Raw genomic sequence first — 22,714 nt, forward strand, 5'->3', positions numbered from 1 at the left:
GAACCCCGCGAAGGTCGGCCGCCCCGCGTCAGAGCCGCACGAGCAGGCCCAGGAACCCCGCGAAGGTCGGCCGCCCCGCGGAGCCGAGCCGCTCGCCGCCGAGCGTCACGACGGCGCGCGGCTCCGCGAAGATCGCGTGCGCGTCCAGCAGGAGCGCCGCGCGCTCGGTGACGCGCAGCCCGGCGCCCGCGCCCAGGGCCGCGGCCACCGACCAGACCTCGCCGGTCGCGCTGCGGAGCGGGGGCAGGGGGTCGCCGCTGATGAACAGGTGGAACCCGCCCACGCCCGCCGAGAGCACGGGCGATACAGCGCCGCCCGTCTCCAGCGCCCAGACCGCCTCCAGCAACGCCATCTCCTGCCGGACCGACACGGTGCCGAGCGCGCGCGCGTCGCCGAGCGCCGGCGCCAGCGTCGGCCCCGCGAACGTCAGCCGCGCCGCGAGCCCCGCGGGCAGCACGCCGCCGCCGGCCGCGCCGCCCCCGTACGAGAGCCGCAGCGCGGGCCCGAGCGCGGGCCCGATGCCGCCCGTGCTCTGGAGCGCCGCGAGGCCGGCCTCGACGCCGATGCCCGCGAGCATGCCGGGCCGCTCCGCCGCCGGATCCGCCGCGGCCTGCCGCCGCACGGGCGCCATCCACCGCCGCACGTCGTCGGGGACCGCGACGCTGCCGGCCGCCCCGCCCCCGGGCGGCGGGCGCGACGTCAGCAGGTTCGCCTCGAGCAGGCTCGCCTGCAGGAGCTCGACCGCGCGCACCGCCATCACCGAGGGCGCCGCCGCGCCGGCCACCTCGACCGTGCGCACCACGGTCTTCTGCGTCACCCGGTCGACGATCCACAGGTCCGCCGTGGCGCCGGCCCGGGAGCGGAAGATCGCCGCGGCCGCGAACGCGCCCTCGTCCCGCGCGGCGCGCTCCAGCGCCGCGCGCGCGTCTCCGTCCCGCGGACGCGCGTCCGCGTCGCGCGCCCGCGGGACGGAGACCACCTCGAACCCCGCGGCGCCGAGCTCGGCCCGGAGCCGCGTGGCGGCCTCGCGGACCAGCGGATCGTCCGCGTCGGCCTCGACGATCGCGACCCGCGAGGCGGCCGGCGCGGCCTCCTGCGGGGGCGCAGGGGGGGCCGCCTCGGCCCGCGCCGGGGGGAGCGCGAGGGCGAGCAGGAGGCAGGTCAGCAGGGGGTAGGGGCGCACACGCCAGGGCTTTATCAGATCGCGGGCAGGGGCGGAGACGCGTCCTCTTCGGTTCCAGGGACGCCCCCTCGTCCATTTCAGGAGGCCTCGAGGGCAGCCCGCGCGCAGGCCCGGGAGAGGGCGCGGCGTCTCCGGGAGGACGCCGCGCCACGGGAGAGCGCCGGCGGCAAAGCGGGTTATTCCATGTCCCCCGCCGGGCGACGCCGCGGCTACGTCCTCTCGTCACGCCATGACCAGGACCAGCGCGGCGTCTTCTTCAGCATGTTCAGCATGATCAAGGAGACGACGCAGAGAATCAGCTCCGAGCTCGCCTCCGCCGCCCAGATACCGGTCAGAGAGAACAGGCGTGAGGCCAGCAGCAGCACCGGCAGCTTGACGAGGAGGATGCCCCCGAGGGTGAACAGCAGCGCCTCCCTGGCCCGGCCGACCGATTGAAATGAGGCCGCCGTGACCATGGCCACGCCGGTCAGGGGATAGGAGAGCGCCAGCAGCCGCAAGGCGGTCTGCCCTTCGGCGACGATCGCGCTCTCCCTGGAAAGCAGGGCGATCAGCGCGGCCGGTATCATCAGGCAGATGCCGCAGACGAGCGAGCCATAGGCGACCGCGGCGCCGAGGGAGAGCCGGATGGCCTCCCGCACCCGCTCGAATTTCTTCAGGCCGAAGTTGTACCCCACCAGCGGCTGCATCCCCTGGACAATGCCTGTCTGCGGCGTCATCAGCCCGGAATAGAGCCTGCTGACGATCGCAAACACGCTCAGGGCGCTGTCGCCGCCCATCCGCCTGAGCAGGTTGTTGGTCGCGATGGCGATCAGGCTGGCGCTGAGGTTCTTGATGAGCGAGGGGAGCCCGATCATCAGCACTTCGGCGATGATGGGCCAGTCCGGTTTGAAGTGAGACGCCTTGATGTGATAGGAGCGGTTCTTCCGGAAGAAGAAGAAATGGACGCTCATGCCGGTCGAGATGGTCTGACCACAGACCGTCGCCAGGGCGGCTCCCGAGGCGCCGAGCTGCAAGACGATGATGAAGAGCCAGCACAGCACGATGCTGACGCAGATGGGGATGATCCACATGGCCGTCGAGTACCCCGTGTTGCCATCCGCCCTGACGATGGCCGAGTAGCCGGTGCTGGTGATGGCGCCCAGGAAGATGATCCGCCCGTACTCGATGGCATAGGGGGCAATGCTGTCGGTGGCCCCGAGCAGATAGACGATCGGCGCGATCCAAACCGAGCCCAGGACCGCGATGGCGAGCGCCACCGTCCAGAAGATCAGGAAGATGTTCGCCACCGTCCGGGCCGCCTTCTCCACGTTCTGCTCGCCGAGCGCCCTGGAGACCACCGAGGCGCCGCCGGCCCCGACGGTCGTGGCCACGGCGCCGAGGGCGATCAGGACCGGCGAGATGATCGAGGCCCCGGCGGCCGCCAGCGAACTGATGCCCACGGAGAGAAAGTAGATGTCCGTGACGCTGTAGGCGGCATAGACCAGCAGCGAGAGCGTGGTGTGGGACGACATCTCCAGCAGGAGCTTGCCGACCTTCTCGGTCCCCAGGCGTTCAACCCTGGACATGCCGCTCATGAGCGTTCAGTTCGCTTTCAGCCACTCCATGCTCGCGCCCATCAGCTGCCTGGAGAGGTCGTAGACGAAGTCGGTGTCGTAATTGCGGTAATAGCACTCCGTGTTCATGACCAGGGCGAGGTGCAGCGAGTACAGGCTACACCTTTGTTCTTCTTCGAAGGTGAAGGAGGTCTTGCCGTAGCCGCGCATGCTGCTCGTGATCCCGTCGCTGAGGAGCGGCCGGAACTGGGCCTCCATCAGGGGATCGGCCCAGAGCGCCCTTTCGAAGTCGATGATGCCGGCGATCCGGCCCTCCTTGACGAAGAAGTTGGGGTCCCAGGCGTCCCAGTGGACCAGGCGGGGCGTGGTGATCTCCTCCAGCGCGCGAGCGTGCTTGAGCACGGCGGCGCGGATCTCGTCATGGCCGTGGTCGTACACCACGCTCTTGCGGGCGCCGTCTTCCAGGACCGATTCCACGATCTTGATGAACGCCTCTTTCCAGCTGCTCGCGCGCAGGTCCTGGTTCCCCTCGTAACCGAAATAGGCGCCGGTAAAGCCGTTGATCTCCCGGATGATCTCGCCGATGTGCAGCTCGACTGACTCCTTCGCTTCGGGGGACAGGCCCGCTTTCACGTGCTCGAGGTTGTCCCCGGCGATCTTCTCCATGAAGAAGTAATCCGAGTCGCACACGTCGTGGGAGTCATCGTGGAAGTAGATCTCGGGTACTGGAATGGCGGGGTTCTGCCGGACCAGGCGCATGGCAGCGACCTCGGTGGTCATGATGTTCTTCTCGTAGAGCAGGACTTCCGCGTCTCTCGGCGGCGCGATCTTGAGGATGACCTGCTGGCCATCGGCGAGCCGGATGTCGTAGGCCGCGTTGAACCAGCCTTCCTTCAGCTCGAGCACGGCATCTTCGCTGTCCGCGAGCTTCATGCCGCCAAAGGCCCTGGCGACCATGGCTGCGATCTGCGGGCGTGTCTTTGTGTTCTTGGTCTTGCTTTTCACGGCTTCCTTTGTCGATCGGCGGCTGGTGTGGCGACTATACCAGTGTTCGCCGGGCCGGCCCTGGCGGCCGCCGCCCCGCCGCCGCTCGTCCCGCAGCCCCGTGAATATTTCCGCCCGGAGCATACGCCGATCCTCGTCGAACCCGGGCTCGCGGAGGAGCAGGAGGGCATACTCCCCGGTGGGTTCCTGTGGTCGGCGGCGTGCGCGAGGCGCTCCCCGGCCGTGTAGGACGCGGCCAGCGCGACGGCGACACAGACGCGACGTGTTGCGCGGAGCTGCCTCGATGGTTGTCGCGAACGATCGAACATCGGGACCAGTGGAGCAGTAAGAGGGGAGTTCGCCAGGGCGCAAGAGGCGCGAGGGAACATGGATAGAAATCTACTCTCTCTCTCCTTGCGTCCCCTGCGCCCTTGCGGTCCCTTCTCGTGAGCTGGTTTTCGCGCGGTTCTGGCGTGATTGTGCTCCAGCGGCCGCGGCCGCCCCGGCGTCACCCGCCCTGCTTCACGGCTTCATCAGGTCGCGGGCCACGGGCGCGTGCGCGCCGCGCGGGTGGCGCTTCAGGTAGAGCTCGGCGAGCGGCCGCGCCGCCGCCCGGCCGCTCGTGCGCTCGACCGCGACCATCTTGCGGCCGAGCGCCTCGGCTGCGAACGGGCCGCCCGGCGACTCGGCCAGGTACGCGTCGTACCAGGCCACGGCGGCGCCGGGCGAGCCGCCGTCATCGACCATGCGCCCGAGCAGGAAGGCCGCCGCCTTCCCGTGGCTCGTCCCGGGGAACCGCTTGCGCGTCGCGGTGAGCGCGCGCTGCGCTACATCGCCGCGGCGCGCGTACCGGGCCGCGTCCGCGAGCGCGACGAGGTCGTCGAGCGAGCCGCGCTCGAGCACCCCGCCGAGGCCGCGCTGCTCCGCCTCGGCCAGGACCGAGCCGAAATCGCCCGCCGCCACGCGCTTCGACCAGCTCGGCGCCGCCACCGCGCCGTCCGCCGCCGCGCCGTCCGCCGCCGCGCCGTCCGCCGCCGCGCCCGCGGGCGACCCCTCCGCCCGCGAGCCCTCCGGCCGCGCTGCCCCGGCGTCGCCCTCCGCTCCCGGCTCCGCTGCGTCGCCGGGGCCAGCCGCGCCGTCGTCGCCTCCGGGCTGCGCCGCTCCGGGCTGCGCCGGTCCGGGCTGCGCCGCTCCGGGCTGCGCCGCCTGCGCGGACGACGGCCCGCCCTGCGCCGGCCCCGCCGCGCTCGCCGCGTCGGCGCTCGAGATCTGCACGTCGCCCTCGTGCATCCGCGCCACGAGCCGCTGCCCCGCGCGGAGCGGCAGGCCGTCGGGCGCGAGCGGACCGCGCACGGTCACGCTCCCCTCGTGCAGATCGACGCGCAAGGTGCCGTCGCCGCGCGTCCAGGACACGTCGAACGCCGTCCCGGTGACCAGCACCGCGAACGGCCCCGCCTCGACCGACCAGCGCGCCTTCGGCCGCGGCGTGACGCGCAGCGACGCGCGGCCGTGCTCGAGCAGCATGCGCGCCCCGGTCGCCTCGACCTCCGCCACGCGCAGCGCGCTGCCCGGCGAGAGCGCGACGGTGGTGCCGTCCGTGAAGCTCAGCCGGGCCCCGTCGCCCGCCGCCGCGGAGATGTACCCGCCGGGGGCGACGGGCGCGCCCTCGACCGCGTAGTCGAGCCGCCGCGCCGGCCAGAGCACGACGAGCGCGACAGCGAGCGCCGCCGCGCCCGCGAGCGCGAGCGCCCACCGCGGCCGGTCCGCCAGCGCGGTCGAGACCCCGAGCGCGCGCAACCACGACGCGATGCGACCCCAGGCTCCCCCGCGGCGCCGGGCTGCCCCGCGGCTCACCGCCTCCACGAAGCGGGCGCGCTCGGCGGCGTCGTGCGCCGCGTCGACGTCGGCGGGGATGCCCTCCCGCGCGATGTCAGCGAGACGGCTCAACTTCTCCGCTTCATTCATCATGCTCTCCTTCGCAGGCAAGGAGGCTCCCGGGCTGATCGAGCGCTTGCGGGGCCTTCGTGAGGTAGGCCGAGAGCGCGGGATCGCGCTGCGCGGCGGTGAGGATCCGGTGCGACGCGCGCGCGAGGTGGCGCTTCGTCGTGGCCAGGGAGCACCCGAGCGCGGCGGCGATCTCGGTGAGCTCGAGCCCCTCGATGAACCGGAGGACGAACAGCGTCCGGGACCGGTCGTCCACCTGGTCGAGGATGCCGTAGAGCCGCGCCAGCGCCGCGCGCCCCTGCGGATCCTGCTGCGCGCCGCCGACGTCCGGGAGCTCGCCCGAGGGCGACAGCTGGAGCCAGCGGCGCAGGCGCCTGCGCCTGAGCTCGGCGCGCGCGACGCGCACCGCGATGCCGACGATGAAGCTCGAGAGCAGCGACGGGTCCCGCAGGTCCTTGGCCACGCGGAAGAAGCGCAGGAACGTGTCCTGGACGTGATCGTCGACCTCGTCGCCGGGGCCGAGGGTGCGCTTCAGGATCCGGCGCACGAGCGGCGCGAACCGCTGCCACACGACGGGCGCGGCGCCCGGATGCCCCTGCGCCGCGGCGCGCGCGAGCGTCTCGTCGTCCGTGGCAGACAGCGGCAGCGCTTGCACGTTACCGCTCTGCGCGGACGACGCGACCCCTGTCAAGGGGGGTACGGTCGATCGGCGCGCTCGGATCACGCCCAGCAGTGTTCCCCAGGTGCCCTCCGCGGCTCAACAATCGACGCGTGGAAGGAGATGCCCTCCGCTCGCCCCGGAGCCGCTCCGGCGAAGGCGATGAGTCGATGCGAAGGCGACGGGACGCAAGGAGGGCAGGGGAGCAGCTCCGGCGCAGGACCGGGGTGAGCCGATGTGATCTCCCGTGAGCGATCCCTCTTGCCGAGGGAACTGGGGAGTTCACCTCCAGCAACGTCGCTGTCGCCCGGCGCCCGGCGGGGCTGCGCCGGGCTCAGTTGGAGAGCTTGTTGCTCTCCTCGCGCCGGCCGAAGATCGCCTCCCAGTTCGAGCGGTAAGTGTCGGTCGCGACCTGCGCGGGGCCGGAGCGCTGCGCCTCGGGCGCGCGCTGCGCCGGGAGGAGCACCTCCACGTCGAAGAGCCGGGCGTGCTCGGACCGCTGCGTCAGCTTCACCAGATCTCCGGTCAGCGGGCGCCCGTGCTCGGTGGGGCGCAGCTCGCCGATCTCGATCCGGTCCTCGCGGCTCCGGATCACCCGGAAGCCCTCGCCCTGCTCGACGGGGCTGTGGATGAAGACGACATCCTGGTTCGCGGCCGGCGCGGGCTTGTCGTGTTTCTCCGGCGGCTCGTCCTTGCCCATCGCCGAGAGCTTCCCACGTCTGGCCCCCCACGCGCCAGGCGAAGCGAGCGGTTGGTCCACGCTGCGCGCGCGTCCCGGAGGGCCGCGTGGCCTCCAAAATTTGGCCAGCCCGGGGCTTACGCCGTACTGCCGGCCAGAGGGCCCTCTGCACCGCGGAGGTCCCGCGATCGCGGACGCGGCTTCGCGGCCAAGGCGGAGGAATGGGCGTATGAACGTTCGAGGCGCAGAGGGAGATGGCGTTCGCAAGGCGCCGGAGTCCTTGGAAAGAGATCGCGAGGGCGGCGGGGAGCGGCGCGCCGGCGCCGGACAGCGGGTCCGCATCGAGGCGCTCGTCGCGGTCGGCGAGACGTCCGGCGGCGGCTTCGAGGCCGAGTCGATCGATATGTCCCCGGAGGGGATGCGCCTGCGCACGGCGTACCTGCCGCGGGTCGGCGACGCGCTGATCTGCCGGTTCGACGGGCTCGGCAAGGAGCTGGTCGTCGAGGGCGAGGTCTGCTGGCGTGCCGAGCAGGCGCGCGGCGGCGAGTTCGGCCTCCGCTTCACCGGCCTCGACGGCGAGGCCGAGGAGGCGGTGCGCGCGATGTGCTCGTCGATGGACGCAGGCGCCGGGGGCTCCGCGCCGGCGCTCACCGTTCCCTCGGGCTCGGCGGCCGAGACCGCGCAGCGCGGCGCGCGCGTGCGGCTCCACATCGACGGCCTGGGCTCGCCCATGAAGGCGCGCGTGCGCACGGGCGGCCCGGACGACCTCGAGGTCGGCTCCAACCTGGAGTTCCTCAAGGTCGGCCGCTCCCTCGAGCTCGAGGAGGTCGAGCTGGGCACGCGCCGCGAGGCGTACATCGACCACGTGAAGGTCGAGGTCGACGCGGCGACGAGCGTTCCGCAGCTCGTCGTGACGCTGCGTTACGAGGCGCCCCGCGCGGCCAGGGCGCCGCGGCCGCGGTCCGCGTCGTCCGAGAGCCTGCCCCCGCCGAGGCCGTCCGCGCCGACGCTGGAGGCCGGCGCGGGCGCGCGCGCCTCGTCGGCGCCGCCGCACGGCGAGGGCGCGCGGGCGTCATCGGCGCCGCTGCAGGGCGAGCGCGCGGCCGCGCGAGCGTCGGTGGCGCCGGCGCCGGCGCGCGAGCCGGTCGAGCGCGCTTCGGCGCGGGCGTCGGTGGCGCCGGCGCCGGTGCGCGAGCCGGTCGAGCGCGCGGCGGCCGAGGCGGAGGACGATCACGACGGCGACATGTCGCCGGCGCCGTCGGCGCCGTCGGCGCGGGCGGCAGACGCGGCGCCGCCGTCGGCAGAGGACGCCGCGCCGGAAGGGGCGGACGAGGCGGGCGCCGAGACGGCCGCCGCCGAGCCGAGCCGGCTGCGCGACGTCGGTGAGAAGGCCGCGAAGGCGGGCAAGGCGGTGGCGGGGAAGATCGCGCCCGCGCTCGCCGGGGCCGGGGCGCGCGCGGCCACGGCGATGGCCGGCATGGTGGCGAGGATCAAGGCGCGGCGCGCGGCGCGCGGCGCGGGCGAGGAGGACGGGGCGGCGAAGGACGGCGGCCCGCGCCGCAAGACGGCGCCGCCGCCGGCCGGCGCGCTGAAGACGGGCCGGCGCCGGGTGGTCCGCGAGGAGGCCGACGAGGCGGCGGGCGAGGCGATGGAGCCGCCGCGCTTCAACAAGAAGGCCGCCGCGATCGGCAGCTTCCTCGGGCTGACGGCGGTGCTCGTCGTGTTCGGCGCGGCGCGCCTGCTCGGCCTGCGCGGCGGCGACGCGCCGGCCGCCGGGCCTTCCGAGACGGCCGAGGGCGCTCCGGCGCTGCCGGCGGCATCCTCGGGCGCGCCTGCCCTGGCCGCCGCCGCGCCGACGGCGCCGGGCGGCGCGGCCGCCGCGCCGGGCGGCGTGCTGACGGCGAACGTCCCGCTGTTCGGCGCGACCCCGCTGTCGACGACGGAGCCGGTGCCGCCGACGCCGCCCGCCGACCCGAGCGCGCTGGCCGGGGATCCGCTCGCGCAGGGCGCGGCGATCCCGGGCGGACCGGGCGAGGAGGATGCGGCCGAGGCGGACGACGGCGACGAGCAGGCGAGCCCGCGGGAGTGGGGCCAGGGCGTCGTGCGGAACCCCATCGTGCTGAAGCTGAAGATGGACGGCCCGGTCGAGGAGCTGAACGGCGCCGCCGGCGCGATGGGCTTCACCGTGTCGCTGCCTGACCGGCGCGCGCTTTCCTCGGGCAGCGGCCTCGCCCGCAAGGACAAGCGCATCGCCTCGGTGCGCGTGGTCAACACGGCCCACGGCGCGGAGATCACCCTGCAGTTCAAGGACGGCGTGCCCGCCTACAAGGCGAAGGCGCGCGGCGATCGCCTGGAGATCTCGCTCGGCCGCGACGAGCCCAAGAAGGTGGCGTCGAAGTCGAAGAAGGAAAAGAAGAAGGCCCAGGAGGCCAAGAAGAAGTCCGAGAAGGGCAGCGACAAGAAGGGCAAGGAGCGCTGAGGGACAGCGCCGGGCACCGGCGCGAGAGGCCCCCCAAGGCGTCGCCTTCGAGGTAATCCGGCCGCGGAGCGTTCGAAAGAGCGCCTCGCGGCCGTGCCGTTTTCACCAGCCCTCGTGCGCAACGCGGGATCTCCCGTGCTCGATCCGGGGATGTCTCAGCGGCTGAATCACAGCCATCCCGTAGGCCCTCGGAGGGGGTGTTCGTGGCGCGGTGTGGGGATGGGCCGATGTCTGAGCCCGGACCCTTGTTCCTCCGGCAGAGCCGGAGGAACAAGGGTCCGGGCGAGTTCGGCGGGGCCCCACACCGCGCCACGAACACCCCCTCCGAGGGCCGGGCCCCCGGCTCCATGCCGGCCGACTCCCCCTTCCGAGGGCGCCCGCCTGGACTAGATGGATCCCCCCGGCCCCACCGGCGGCGGGATCGACCACTCCGCGCTGTCCGAGAGGGTCGGCTCCGTCTCCTCCGCCGCGCTCCCGAAGAAATCCGCGACGTCGTGCCGCCTCGCCTCCGCGTCCGCCCGCCCGAGCTCGATCAGCTTCTTCGTGAACGACCCGTCGAACAGCAGGTAGCTCGCGAGATCCGCGTCGTTCTCCGCCCCCACGTCGACCAGCGACAGCAGCCGCCGCATCATCGCCGGCCCGCCCTGCACCTTCCCCGCCTTCACGTGCTCCGCGGCGAGGCGCCCGAGATCCACGCTCGGCCGCACCACCAGCGTCTCCACCCGCCGGTACGGCAGCGCCCCGCGCTGCGCCGCCGCCCCGTTGATCGAGTGCAGGAAATCCGGCCCGAACGCCCGCTCGCCGTCCTCGATCATGTGGTTCACCCGCGTCAGCACCTCGAAGTCCGTCTGGATGTGATCGAGCAGGAACGCGTTCAGCACCTTGCCCAGCACGAGCGCCATCCCCGGCGGCTTGCCGCTGTCGCCCGCGTCGATGCTGCGCACCTCCCGCGACAGGCCGATCGCCAGCACGTGCGTCGCCCCCAGCCGGAGCGCCGGCGCGATCGGCGTGTTCTGCCGCACGCCGCCGTCCATGTACAGGTCGCGCCCGATGCGCACCGGCGGGAACAGGATGGGGATCGCCGCCGACGCGAGCGCGTGCGGCGGCCCGATCAGCGCCCCGCGGATGATGGTCCGCGGCGGCGCCGTCGTGGGCAGCGCGCCGTCCGGGCCGGTCTGCATGAAGATCACCGTGCGGCCCGTCCCGATCTCCGTCGCCGACACGCTGACCGCCGAGAGGTAGCCGTGGCGCAGCGTGCGCGCGATCGCGCGCCACGGGATCTCGCGCTCGACGAGCTTCTGCATCGGCGAGACGTCGAACAGGCCCACGCCCTCCGACCCGCCGCCGAACAGGAGCTTCGGCAGCGAGATCGCCTGCCGGACCCCGAAGCCGAGCACCGTCTCCAGCTTCAGCTGCGTCCAGAGGTTGACGAGCCCCCGGACGCCCAGCGTCGGGTCGTCGAAGTGCGCCGCGAGGTAGCACGCGTTCACCGCGCCGACCGACGTCCCGCACAGGATGTCGATGCGCGGCGGCGCCCCGCGGAGGCGGGCGAACGCGTCGAGCACGTACGACATCACGCCGACCTCGTAGGCGCCCCGCGCGCCGCCGCCCGAGAGGATCACCGCGACCTTGCGCCGCGGCTTCGTCGCTGCCCTTGTACCCGTACCGCTCATGCCATCTCCCCGCGGCGGAGCGGGTCCTGCCCCGCCGCCGGACCCTCCGCCTCCGCGGCCAGGATGCGCCGCACCACGGTGCGCTCCAGGAACAGCGCCTTGAGCCGCGCGTCGCGGATGTAGCCCGCCACCTGGCGCACGTGCGTCGCGGCGCGGTGGTAGGCGTCCACGGCGCTCGCCGGCGCGCCCTTCTGCAGCGCCGCGCAGCAGAGGTCGCGCACCTCGATGCCGTACTCGGAGCTGCTCGCCTCGACCGCGCCGAGCGCCGTCCGCGCGAGCAGCACCCCGGAGTGCACCTCGCCCGCGTCCACCCGCGCCGCCGCCTCGATCGCCGTCGCGTAGGCGTGGTAGCTCATCAGCCCCTGCGACTCGGCGAGCTGCCGCGCCTCGGAGGCGTTCGCGATCGCCTCCTGGACATCGCCCCGCGCCCTCGCGATGAGGCCGCGCACGTTGCGCTCGTGGATCATGTCGTAGACGCTGCCGGTCACCGCGATGAGCGCGCCCGCGTCGGCGCAGAGCGCGTATGCGGCGTCGAGCTCGTCCGCATCGAGGAGGATCCCCGCCGAGCAGAGGAGCGTGTCGGCCCGCGCGTCCTGATCGTCATAGCGCTCGTGCGCCTCCCGCGCCCGCTTCATGTACGCGAGGCTGCGCGGCATGTCGCCGAGCTTGGCGTACGCGTGGCCGATGTTGCTCAGCGTCTTCGCGATCTGGAACCGCCCGCCGATCGCGAGATCGATGGAGATCGACGACAGCCCGACCGCGATCGCGTCCTCGAAGCGCTCGAGCACGAACATCGCCACCGCCAGCGAGTTCTTCGCGCGCGCCTCGCTGCGGCGCGCCCCCACCGCGCGGAACACGGCGATCGCCTCGGCGTAGGCCTCCACCGCCTCCTGCACGCGGCCGACCCGGCGCAGCAGCACCCCCTTCGTCCGCAGCACCTCCGCGCGCGCCCGCGGCGTCAGCCCGCCCGTGTGCGTCACCCGCAAGGCCCGGTCGGCCGCGCTGATCGCGCCCTGGACGTCGCCGAGCTCGCGCAGCACCTCCGAGAGGATCGTGAGCGCCTCGACCTCGAGCGCGGGTCGGCGCGCGATGCGCGCGATCTCGGCGGCGCGCTGGGCCACCGGCAGGCCGCGGGCGAGGTGGCCGTCGTCGAGGTCGAGCCGCGCGGTGCGCACGAGCGCGAGCGCCGCCCAGCGCGCCTGCCCGCTCTCCTTCGCGAGCTGGCGCAGCGCCGCGAGGTGCTTCCGCCGCTCGCGCCGGCGGCCGAGGTGGCGGAAGATCGCCTCCAGCGCCTCGTGCGCGATCATCCGGCGGGTGTCGCCGGTCGGCAGGAGCGACAGCGCGCGCTCGTAGTACCGGCGCGACAGCTGCGCCTGGTGCCCGGCGCGCGCGGCCCGCGCCGCGTCCAGGTAGAGCTCCGCCGCCGGCCCCGGCGCCTCGCCGCGCGCGAGGTGCTGCGCCACGATCGCGGCCGAGAGCCCCTGCGCCAGCGGCGTCGTAGACAGGTGCTCGCCGAGCCGCCGGTGCATGCGCACGCGGCTCGCGCTGTCGAGCGCGAGGTAGGCGACGTCGCGCACGAGCGGGTGCCGGAAGTCCACCGCGCCGGCGCGGCGATCGCAGAGGCCGCGCGCGCAGAGGCGCGTCACCGCCTCGTCGTCCGCGAGGCGCGTCAGGTTCAGGATGTCGTCCTTGAGCAGCGGGCCCCCGGCGACCGCGAGCCAGTTCACGACGTCGTGCTCCGCCGGCGGCAGCTCGCGCAGGCGGTCGCCGATGAGCTGCTCCAGGGTCGACGGGAGCGGCTCGCCGCGGTCGCCGGTCCGGTCGTGGCGGACGAGCTCGTGCCGCCCGCCCGGGTGCTCGACGATCTCGAGCGTCCCCCGCTCGAGGAGCGCGTCGACCATCTCGAGCAGGAAGAACGGGTTGCCGGCGACGCGCGGCACGAGCTCGCCGCACACGGCGGCCACGCCCTCGCGCACGCCGAGGCGCGCCTCCACGAGGCGCATCTGCTCCTCGGCGCTGAGCCCGCGGAGCTCGATCCGCACGAGCCCCTCGATGAACGGGGTCACGCGCTCCTCGGGGCGCGTGAGCAGCAGCACGAGCACCGGCAGCCGCTCCGAGCGCTGCTTCAGCAGCTCCGAGATGAGCTCCAGGCTCGGGCGGTCTGCCCACTGGAGGCCGTCGATGACCACGACGAGCGGCTGGTGGCGCGCCAGCGAGCCGAGCAGGTACTTGACGCCGCGCGCCACCGTGTCGCGGCCGTAGGCCGTCGCGTCCTCCTCGGGGTGCTCGACCTGCTTGCCCGTGACGAGCTCGGCCAGGCGCGTGACGATGCGCGCCCCGAGGGGCGAGCGCGCGATCGGCCCGAGCAGCGCGCGGATGACGTGCGCCGCGTCGTCGATCGCGTGGTCGAGCCCCATCCCGGTGACGTCGCGGAGCACGTCGCAGATCGTGGCGAGCGGCAGCTCGCTCTTCACCGGCGAGCACTCGACGTGCAGCACGCGCGCCTCGCCCGGGAGCTCCGAGAGGAACGTCGAGATGAGCGCGCTCTTGCCGATGCCCATCTCGCCGACGAGCACGCGCGCCACGGACTGGCCCCGGAGCGCGCCGCCCGGCGGGCTCGGCGGCTTGCTCGGCCGGCTCGGCGGCGGCTCGCTCTCGCCGAAGCGCGCCGGGGGCTCGACGATGCCCTTCACGGGCGGCGAGACGGCGCGGTGGTAGGCCGCGTGCAGGTCGGCGCGCTCCGCGTCGCGCCCGACGAGGTCGTTCGGCGAGAGCGCGATCTCCGCGATCCGCTCCTCGCGCGTCAGCGGGCGCTGCAGCGCGTAGAGCCGCATCTGGTGCGGGACCTGGTAGCCGCGCGCGTCGTCGAGGTCGAGCGACGGCGCGTCGCCCCAGCGGAAGTCGCGCCGGACGAGGCGGTAGACGCCGCCGGCGACCCAGGTCTTGCCGAACGGCGTGCTCCTGCCGAGGCGCTCGGCGAGGAAGTTCGCGGGCTCCTTGAGCGCGTGGTTGATGAGGTGCCCCTGCTCGTCGCGCTCGCCGTACGCGATGCCGCGCACGATGCCGATCGCGGCGCGGAGCTCGACCGGCAGGTCCTCCGACGCGCCCGCGAGCGCCTCGTGCACGTCGACCGCCAGCGACGCGGCGTCGGCCGCGGCGCGCGACGGGTTCGCGAGCAGCCCGACGACGGCGCGCGCGCTCGCGTGCGACTCCCACGACCAGATCGCCCCGTGCTTGAAGGCGATCGCGTCGAGCGTCGTGCGGATCGAGCGCCCGCTGCGCTTGCCGGCGAGCCGCCCCTGCGCCCCGAGCAGCGCGTCGACGCCCTCGATGCGCATCGTGACCACGGCCACGTGGCGCACCTCGCGCACGACGCGCGGCGCGCCGGTGCCCTCGCCGTCGCCGCCCGTGCGCGCGGCCGGCACCGCGGCGAGCGTCTGGGGCTGCACCACCGAGCCCTCGTCCTGCTCCTCCTGCTTCGCGCCGCTCGCGCCCTCGGCGGCGGCGTTCGCGCGCGCGTCCTGCTCGCGCTCGCGGCCGAGCAGGTGGGCGACGGTCTGCTCGACCGAGGCGTTGTCGACGAGCTCCTGCTTCGCGAGCAGCACGCGCGCGATCGCCCCGGCCAGGTCGCGCGCCGTCTGGAAGCGGTCCTCGGGCGCGTGCGCCATGGCGCGCATCACGATCGCCTCGAGCTCCGCGGGGGTGTCGGGCGCGTGCGCGGACGGCGGGTCGAAGAGGCCCTCCTTGACGGCCTGGAGGAGCGCCTCGTCGTCGAGCTTGCCGTACGGCGAGCGCATGGCGAGCAGCTCGTAGAGCACGACGCCGAGGGCGTAGATGTCGCTCCGCCTGTCGACGCGCTCGCCGCGCGCCTGCTCGGGCGACATGTACCCGAACTTGCCCTTCAGCACGCCAGGCTCCTCGCGGAAGAGGTTCGCGCTGGCGATGCCGAAGTCGGCGATCTTCACGACGCCCTCGAACGAGATCAGGATGTTCTGCGGCGAGACGTCCCGGTGGACGATCGCGAGCGGCATCCCGCCCTCGTCCTTGCGCTCGTGCGCGTAGTGCAGCCCCTTCGCCGCCTCGGAGACGACGAACGCCGACACGAGCGGCGGGATCCGCGACTCCTTCTGCTGGGCGGCCCGCATCAGCTTGCCGAGGTCGAAGCCCTCGACGTACTCCATCGAGAGGAGCAGCCCGTCCTCGCCGTGGTCGGAGAACTCGTAGACCTGGACGATGTTCGGGTGGTTCAGGCGCGTCGCGAGGTGCGCCTCCTCCACGAACATCGCGCGGAAGCGCCGCGAGGACCCGTGCGCCGGGAGGATCCGCTTGACGACGAGGAGCTTGTACGTGCCCTCGGCGCCGCGCTTCTTGGCGAGGAAGACCTCCGCCATGCCGCCAGCGCCGAGGCGGCGCTGGATCTCTAGGTCGGCGAGCTGGGACGGGTGCTTGGCCATGCAGCGAAGCGGCGCGCTCGCGCCGTGGCTGGGAGGCGCCGGGCGCGGCGGATCAGGGTGACCGATGAGAAGAAGGACCGCGCGCGGTTCCCCCGATCCATGGGAGGACTACGGGTTGACCTGCATCGTAGCGTCCCGCCCCCGCCTTCGGGGAGACAACCATGGTGGAAAGGCGAATCTTTCTGGGCGGGTCGGGGATCCGCACGGGCGGTGAGCCTGTTCGCGCACCGCGGCCGCCGCGGCTCCGCGGTCGCGCCGCCGTCCCCCGCGGCCCTGAGTTTTCGCTTGCAAGGCACCCCGGGGCTGCGCTTCACCCCGGCCGGCTGCCGCTGCGACCCGAGCGGCACGGCTGCTGCTTGAGGCTCACGGCTGCTGCCCGGGAGCCATCGGGCTGCTGCTCCAGAGCCACCCGTTGCTGCTCCAGAACCACAGACTGCTGCCCCAGAGCCACCCGCTGCTGCTCCGGAACCACAGACTGCTGCCCGCGCGGCACAAAGCGATTGCCCAGGTAGTCTTCGTCTGTTAAAACGGATGCCGCGTCTGCGATAGGAGACGCCGGGCGTCCGACCCGGGGCCACTGGAACCTTCCGTGGCGGGGTCGTCTGCGTGCGCGCGCGCCCGAATACCTGAGGACTCGCAATGGACATTCGCGTGACAGAGGCGGACGTCGTCGTCGTCGGCGGCGGAAGCGCAGGCTCCACTGCAGCGGTGGAGGCACAGCAGCGGCTCCCGCGCGGGAGAGTGGTTCTCCTCGAGAAGGCACATATCAAGCGGAGCGGCGCGATCGCGATCGGCATGGACGGGCTGAACAACGCGATCATCCCCGGGCACTCGACTCCCGAGCAGTACGTGAAGGAGATCACGGTCGCCAACGACGGGATCGTGAACCAGCGCGCCATCTATGAATACGCGCGGAACAGCTTCGCGATGATCCAGGAGCTCGACTCCTGGGGCGTCAAGTTCCAGAAGACGCGCTCGGGCGATTTCGACGTCAAGAAGGTCCACCACAACGGGAGCTATGTCCTCCCGATGCCGGAGGGCTACGACCTCAAGAAGATCCTCACGCGCATGGTCAAGCGCGCCGGGGTGCGCGTCGTCAACCGCGTCATGGCCACGCGGATCCTCGTCGCCGACGGGCAGGTCGCCGGGGTGATGGGCTTCGACACCCGGGAGGGCCATATCGAGGTCATCAAGGCGAGGGCGGTCATCCTCTGCTGCGGCGCCTCCGGGCGGCTCGGGCTGCCGGCGTCGGGCTATCTCCACGGCACGTACGAGAACCCCTCGAACGCCGGAGACGGCTACTCGATGGCGTACCACGCGGGCGCCGAGCTCTCTGGCATCGAGTGCTTCCAGATCAACCCGCTCATCAAGGACTACAACGGTCCGGCGTGCGCCTACGTGACCGGCCCGCTCGGCGGACACACGGTCAACGCGAAGGGGCACCGATTCATCGAGAGCGACTACTGGAGCGGGCAGATGATGCTCGAGTTCTACCGGGAGCTCCACTCCGCGAACGGCCCTGTCTACCTGAAGCTGACGCACCTCGCCCCGGAGACGATCACGGAGGTCGAGCGCGTCCTGCACCAGACGGAGCGCCCGAGCCGCGGGCGCTTCCACGAGGGGAGGGGGCACAGCTACGCGAGCGACCTCGTCGAGATGCACATCTCCGAGATCGGCCTGTGCAGCGGGCACAGCGCCTCGGGGGTGTGGGTCAACGAGAAGGGCGAGACCACCGTGCCCGGGCTCTACGCGGCCGGCGACATGGCGTGCGTGCCGCACAACTACCTGCTCGGCGCGCTCACCTACGGGAAGATCTGCGCCCAGAGCGCGCTCGGCTACCTCGATCGCACGCCGGCGGTCGAGCCGCTCGCCTCGGCGGTCGACGCCGAGCGCGAGCGCATCCTCGCCCCGCTGTCCCGCAAGAGCGGGGTGGCCCCTCACCAGTACGAATACAAGGTGCGGCGCCTCGTGAACGACTATTTGCAGCCGCCCAAGACGGGTAACCGGATGACGCTCGGCCTCGAGTACTTCCTGCGCGCGCGGGACGAGCTCGAGGAGGTCACCGCGTCGAGCCCCCACGAGCTCATGCGGGTCATGGAGTGCCACTTCATCCGCGACTGCGCGGAGATGGCCGCGCGCGCGTCGCTCTTCCGGACCGAGAGCCGCTGGGGCCTCTACCATTACCGGCTCGACTACCCCGAGATGGATGACCGCCGGTGGTTCGCGCACGTGAACCTCAAGAAGGGCGAGGACGGCGAGATGGTCGCCTTCAAGCGGCCGGTGGAGCCGTATCTCTTCCCGATCGACGACGGCGAGCGCAAGACCTACCAGCGGCTGCGCATCCCGTCCGAGGAGCAAAGCGCGTCGCTCTGACGCGCACGAGGTCAATCCATGGGTCACCTTCTTGATAGAGAGTCCGTCAAGGCCAAGCGCGCCAGGACGGCGGGCAACGCCGAGGCCGTCGTCCGGTTCGATCTGCCGGTCGTCGTCGAAGAGGCGTCCTGCATCAAGGGCTGCCGCATCTGCATCGACTCCTGCCCTGTCGACTGCCTCGCGGTCAACCCCGACACGGGCAAGGCGCACATGGCCTACGACGAGTGCTGGTATTGCCTCGCGTGCGAGATCGACTGCCCCAAAGAGGCCATCACCGTGAAGATCCCCTTTCTCATCCGGTAACGGCCCGGAGGCCGAGACGACATGACACAGCCTTCGCTTGCGCAGGAGCTCGAGAGCGCCCTGCGGGATCCGGACCCCGGCGCGCGCCAGCTCGCGCTGGCGCAGCTCGAGGACCTCTCGGATCCGGAGCTCATCCACCCCCTCGTCGCGGCCGTCCGCGACGAGGACCCGACCGTGCGGGCGCTCGCGCTCGGGCACCTCGAGGACCTCGGCGACCCCCGCGCGGTGCCGGCCATCCTCGGGGCGCTCGAGGACGAGGAGACCCACGTGCGCGAGGCGGCAGCCGCCACGCTCCGCGAGATCCGCGGCTCCGAGGCGGTCCCGTACCTGATTGACGCGATGCGTCACGAGCGGCCGTTCGTGCGCACCTCGGCGATCGTGGCGCTGCGCGAGCTCCGCGACCCGCGCGCGCTCGCGCACCTCGAGGGCGCCCTCGAGGACCCCGTGCCCGAGGTGCGGCGCGAGGCGGTCCTCTCCCTGGCCTACCTGCGGCGGCCCGAGTCGGCGCCTGCCCTGCGCGCCCGGCTGCGGGATCCCGACGCGCAGGTGCGGCAGGTCGCGGTCGGCGCGCTCGACGCGCTGTCCGGCGGCGCGCTCGACGCCCTCCGCGCGTCCGGCGGCGCGCTCGACGCCCTCCGCGCGTCCGGCGGCGCGGTCGACGTGCTCCGCGCGCCCGATGCCCCCGCGCTCGTCGAGGACTTCGCCGCGCTGCTGTCCGACCCCGACTGGCGGGTCCGCGTCGAGGCCGCCATCGTGCTCGGCCGTTCGGCGCACGGCCTCGCCGCGCCGCACCTCCGGAGCGCGCTCGACGACGGCGCCTGGCAGGTCCGCAAGGAGTCGGCGCTCGCGCTCGGCCGGCTCCGGGCCGCCTCGGCCGCGCCGGACCTCATCCGGCTGCTCGGGAGCGACCTCCCGGATCTGCGCAAGGCCGCCGCCCAGTCGCTCGGCGAGCTCCGGGCGGCGTCCGCCGAGGCGCCGCTGCGCGGGCTGCTCGGCGACGCCGACGTCGAGGTGCGCAAGGCGGCGTCCCGCGCGCTCGACGCCATCCGCACCGGAGCCGGACGACATGAGACCTTCGCGAGGGATTGAGTCGATGACGCATGGTATCCGCGCGCTCCTGCTCCTCGCGGTGGTCCTCGTGGGCCTCTCGTGCAAGCCGGACGCGAAGCAGACGATCCGCATCGCCATCGGGACGCAGGACACGACCATCAACTGCGCCACCGGCGGGCTCCTGATCCGGGAGCTCAAGCTGCTCGAGAAGCACCTGCCGAGGGACGGCAAGTACAAGGACGTCACCTACGAGATCGAGTGGAAGGACTTCACCTCCGGTCCGCCGCTGACGACCGAGATGGTGGCCGAGAAGCTCGACATCGGCGCGATGGCCGACTTCCCCGGCGTGCTGAACGGGGTCGCGTTCCAGAAGCAGGGGAGCCGCAGCCTCTTCATCTCCACCCTCTCCGGCAGCGCGCTGGGGAGCGGCAACGGCGTCGTCGTGCCGGTCGACTCCCCGGCCCAGGGCCTGAAGGACCTCAAGGGCAAGCAGATCTCGGTGCCGTTCGGCTCGTCGGCCCACGGCATGCTGCTCCGGGCGATCCGCGACCTCGGCTGGGACCCGGACAAGGACGTGACGCTCGTCTCGCAGTCGCCGGAGGTCGGCGGCTCCTCGCTCAAGGCCGGCAAGATCGACGCGCACGCCGACTTCGTCCCGTTCGCCGAGCTGTTCCCGTTCCGCGGCGTCGCCCGGAAGATCTACGACGGATCCAGCGTCAAGGTGCCGACGGCGCACGGCGTGCTCGTGCGCGCGGCGTACGCGGAGAAGTACCCGGAGATCGTCGTGGCGTTCCTCAAGGCGTCGCTCGAGGCCGATCGCCTCTTCGCGGAGGAGCCCGAGAAGTACAGCGAGCTCATCGAGAAGGTGACCGGCGTGGACGCCGAGGTCGCCTACATGTTCCACGGCCCGCTCGGCATCCAGACGCGCGACTTCACGATCAAGCCCGAGGTCCGCCGCGCCCTCCAGGTGGCCGTGGACACGCTCACGCTGCTGAAGCGCACGGACACGAGCCTCGACGTGGGCACGTTCGTGGACGACCGCTTCATCCGGCGCGCGGCCCAGGAGCTCGGGCTCGACTACGAGGCCCGGCTCGTGAGCTACGCGAAGCTCCCGCTCACCGGCAGCGACGCGCTGTCCGGCGAGCCGATCTCCGAGCCGACCCAGGCCGCGCAGATCTGGGTCGGGGGCGAGCCGAAGGTGCGCGCGTACCGGAGCCCTGTGTCGGCGCTCGCCGCGCTGCGGCAGCTGACCGCCGAGGGCAAGGAGATCCGCGTCGTCTTCGTGCACGATCGCGACAGCGGGGTGAAGCTCCTCGCCGACCGCGCGTGGTACGCGAGGCGCCCCGACGGCAGCGTCTCGGCGTTCCTGGCGAAGGAGGACGCCGACCGGTGGGCCGCGGAGAACGCGGCGTCGGTCGTCGATTTCGCGACCCTGCGGGCCGACGCCGCGAAGCTCACGGCGGTGGCGCCATGACGATGGTGTCCGATCCCAGCGCACCTGCCGGGGCGGCGGCGCTCGGCAGCCGCGCGCGCCGCGCGACCCTCGCGCCCGCGCGCGAGGGCGCCGCGAGCGCCGCCGGGCGCCGCGCGTCCCCTGCGGCGCCGGGCGGCGCGGTGCGCGAGCGGCGCGCGGGGCGCGATCTGCGCCGCGCCGCGCTGCGCGTCCTTTCGGCGGCCGCGTGCGTCGCCCTCTGGCAGTGGGCCGCCGTGGCGCGCGCGGACCTCGGGGTCGTCTCGTTCGTCAACGTGCCGGCGCCGACCGACGTCCTCGTCGCGGCCCGCGAGCTCTTCGCCTCGCCGAAGCTCTGGCTGCACCTCCAGAACAGCCTCCTGCGGGCGCTCGCGGGCTTCGTGGCCGCGGGCGTCACGGGCGTCGTGCTCGGGCTCGTGATCGGCAGGTCGCGGCTCGCCGAGGACACCCTCCTGCCGCCGCTCGAGCTCCTGCGCCCCATCCCGGGCGTCGCCTGGATCCCGCTCGCGATCCTGATGTTCCCGTCGGCCGAGATGAGCATGATGTTCATCACCTACATGGGGGCGCTGTTCCCGATCCTCCTCGCGACGATCCACGGCGTCGGCGGCGTCGATCCGCGGCTCATCGCGAGCTCCCGCAGCCTCGGCGCGCGCCCGTTCCGCCTCTTCCTAGAGGTCGTCCTGCCGGGCGCGCTGCCCAGCATCATCACGGGGATGAGCATCGGCATGGGCACGTCCTGGTTCTGCCTCGTGACCGCCGAGATGATCGGCGGGCAGTACGGCATCGGCTACTTCACGTGGGAGTCGTACAACCTGCAGCGCTACCCGGACATCGTCCTCGGGATGCTGCTCATCGGCCTGCTCGGCATGCTCAGCAGCGCGCTCGTCCAGCGGATCGGCGCCTGGCTCACGCCCTGGCACCGGCCCGAGGAGAAGAGCCGATGAGGCCCGGCGTGAGCTCGGGGGGCAGGGTCGAGATCCAGGGCCTGTCGGTCGTGCTGGGGTCGGGCGGGCGCCGGACGGAGGCGGTGCGGGACCTCGATCTCACCGTCGAGAGCGGCGAGCTCGTGAGCCTGCTCGGCCCCTCCGGGTGCGGCAAGTCGACGATCCTGAACGCCGTCGCCGGCTACGTCGCGCCGGAGCGCGGCAGCATCCTCGTCGGCGGCGAGCGCGTCGAGGCGCCCGGGCCGGAGCGCGGCATGGTCTTCCAGCAGTGCTCCTTGCTCCCCTGGAAGACGGTGCTGAACAACGTCGGCTTCGGCCTCAAGATGCGCGGCGTCCCGGCGCGCGAGCGCGCGGAGGCGTCGCGGCGCCTGCTCGGCCTCGTGGGGCTCTCGGGGTTCGAGGACGCCTATCCCGCGCACCTCTCCGGCGGCATGCAGCAGCGGGTCGAGATCGCGCGCGTCCTCATCAACGAGCCGAAGGTCGTGCTGATGGACGAGCCGTTCAGCGCGCTCGACGCCCAGACGAGGCTCTCGATGCACGAGCTGCTCCTCGACGTCTTCCGCCAGGTGCGCACGACGGTGCTGTTCGTCACGCACGACATCGACGAGGCGATCTTCCTCTCCGACCGCATCGCCCTGATGACCCGCCGCCCCTGCCGCGTCGGCGCCGAGATCGAGGTGCCGTTCGAGCGGCCGAGGAGCGCGTCCATCGTGGGCTCGAGCGAGTTCGCGTCGATCAAGCGGCGGTGCCTCGAGGCCCTGAGCGACGAGCGCGCGGCCGCCGCGGCCCCCGCGAGCGCCGCGCGCGGCCACGACCAGCGGCCGAGCGCCTGAAGCGCGGCGCGCCGCGCCGGCTCGCCGGGGCCGTCCCGCGGCGCGGCGACGGGGGCGCGGCGCCTCGCGTCCCGGCGCGCCGGATCGCGCGCGTACGCGCTTGATGTTGCACGCGATTTTCCTTACTACCGAG

General features: G+C 73.1%; 15 protein-coding genes. 7 read left to right on the forward strand and 8 right to left on the reverse strand.

The window, feature by feature from the left end; translation table 11 throughout:
- Positions 1–28 precede the first annotated feature (28 nt).
- The 6 genes from WME85_RS16615 to WME85_RS16640 all read right to left on the reverse strand — a co-directional run bounded on the left by WME85_RS16615 (position 29) and on the right by WME85_RS16640 (position 7,022).
- Entirely contained in the window at positions 29–1,183 is a 1,155-nt protein-coding gene (locus WME85_RS16615) for a hypothetical protein (RefSeq protein ID WP_437839405.1), read from the reverse strand.
- Positions 1,184–1,392: 209 nt separating this feature from the next.
- Complete coding sequence (locus WME85_RS16620) at positions 1,393–2,757, reverse strand: MATE family efflux transporter (RefSeq protein ID WP_437839407.1); 1,365 nt, start codon at positions 2,755–2,757, stop codon at positions 1,393–1,395.
- A gap of 6 nt (positions 2,758–2,763) precedes the next feature.
- Positions 2,764–3,864: a phosphotransferase family protein gene (locus WME85_RS16625; RefSeq protein ID WP_437839409.1), complete on the reverse strand. Its 1,101-nt coding sequence runs from the start codon at positions 3,862–3,864 to the stop codon at positions 2,764–2,766.
- A gap of 378 nt (positions 3,865–4,242) precedes the next feature.
- Positions 4,243–5,667, reverse strand: a complete 1,425-nt coding sequence (locus WME85_RS16630; protein ID WP_437839411.1) for a FecR domain-containing protein — start codon at positions 5,665–5,667, stop codon at positions 4,243–4,245.
- A 10-nt stretch (positions 5,668–5,677) separates the two neighbouring features.
- On the reverse strand, positions 5,678–6,319 hold the full coding sequence (locus WME85_RS16635; protein WP_437839413.1) for an RNA polymerase sigma factor: 642 nt from the start codon (positions 6,317–6,319) through the stop codon (positions 5,678–5,680).
- Between the two features lie 337 nt (positions 6,320–6,656).
- Positions 6,657–7,022: a hypothetical protein gene (locus tag WME85_RS16640; RefSeq protein WP_437839416.1), complete on the reverse strand. Its 366-nt coding sequence runs from the start codon at positions 7,020–7,022 to the stop codon at positions 6,657–6,659.
- Between the two features lie 259 nt (positions 7,023–7,281).
- On the opposite strand from WME85_RS16640, the gene WME85_RS16645 reads away from it, so the two are divergent.
- Complete coding sequence (locus WME85_RS16645; RefSeq protein ID WP_437839418.1) at positions 7,282–9,480, forward strand: PilZ domain-containing protein; 2,199 nt, start codon at positions 7,282–7,284, stop codon at positions 9,478–9,480.
- 386 nt (positions 9,481–9,866) lie between these two features.
- Here the strand turns inward: WME85_RS16645 and WME85_RS16650 are convergent, their stop codons facing one another.
- Together WME85_RS16650 and WME85_RS16655 are read right to left on the reverse strand one after the other, a co-directional pair.
- The gene (locus tag WME85_RS16650; RefSeq protein ID WP_437839421.1) at positions 9,867–11,153 is read right to left on the reverse strand and encodes a patatin-like phospholipase family protein; all 1,287 of its coding nucleotides are present in this window, start codon (positions 11,151–11,153) and stop codon (positions 9,867–9,869) included.
- Positions 11,150–15,607 carry a serine/threonine-protein kinase gene (locus tag WME85_RS16655; RefSeq protein WP_437839423.1) on the reverse strand — a complete coding sequence of 1,486 codons (4,458 nt, stop codon included), beginning with the start codon at positions 15,605–15,607 and terminating at the stop codon, positions 11,150–11,152. Before WME85_RS16655 ends, WME85_RS16650 begins: the two co-directional genes overlap by 4 nt.
- A 639-nt stretch (positions 15,608–16,246) precedes the next feature.
- Between WME85_RS16655 and WME85_RS16660 the strand changes: the two genes are divergently transcribed.
- Genes WME85_RS16660 through WME85_RS16685 form a run of 6 tightly spaced genes read left to right on the forward strand, consistent with a single transcriptional unit; the run spans position 16,247 to position 22,581 of the window.
- Positions 16,247–17,980, forward strand: coding sequence for a fumarate reductase/succinate dehydrogenase flavoprotein subunit (locus WME85_RS16660; RefSeq protein ID WP_437310313.1), 1,734 nt, complete (start codon positions 16,247–16,249; stop codon positions 17,978–17,980).
- An 18-nt stretch (positions 17,981–17,998) separates the two neighbouring features.
- Positions 17,999–18,283 (forward strand): 4Fe-4S dicluster domain-containing protein, encoded by a 285-nt coding sequence (locus tag WME85_RS16665; RefSeq protein ID WP_437310314.1) that lies wholly within the window; start codon positions 17,999–18,001, stop codon positions 18,281–18,283.
- Positions 18,284–18,304: 21 nt separating this feature from the next.
- A complete protein-coding gene (locus WME85_RS16670) occupies positions 18,305–19,372 on the forward strand; it encodes a HEAT repeat domain-containing protein (RefSeq protein WP_437839426.1) in 1,068 nt (355 codons plus the stop codon).
- Between the two features lie 4 nt (positions 19,373–19,376).
- Positions 19,377–20,807, forward strand: coding sequence for an ABC transporter substrate-binding protein (locus WME85_RS16675; protein ID WP_437839429.1), 1,431 nt, complete (start codon positions 19,377–19,379; stop codon positions 20,805–20,807).
- Positions 20,804–21,748: an ABC transporter permease gene (locus WME85_RS16680; protein ID WP_437839432.1), complete on the forward strand. Its 945-nt coding sequence runs from the start codon at positions 20,804–20,806 to the stop codon at positions 21,746–21,748. The genes WME85_RS16675 and WME85_RS16680 overlap by 4 nt, the downstream gene beginning before the upstream one ends.
- Positions 21,745–22,581 carry an ABC transporter ATP-binding protein gene (locus WME85_RS16685; RefSeq protein ID WP_437839434.1) on the forward strand — a complete coding sequence of 279 codons (837 nt, stop codon included), beginning with the start codon at positions 21,745–21,747 and terminating at the stop codon, positions 22,579–22,581. The genes WME85_RS16680 and WME85_RS16685 overlap by 4 nt, the downstream gene beginning before the upstream one ends.
- Positions 22,582–22,714 lie beyond the last annotated feature (133 nt).

Origin of the sequence: Sorangium sp. So ce1153 (assembly GCF_051521595.1) — a bacterium.
Classification (GTDB): domain Bacteria; phylum Myxococcota_A; class Polyangia; order Polyangiales; family Polyangiaceae; genus Sorangium.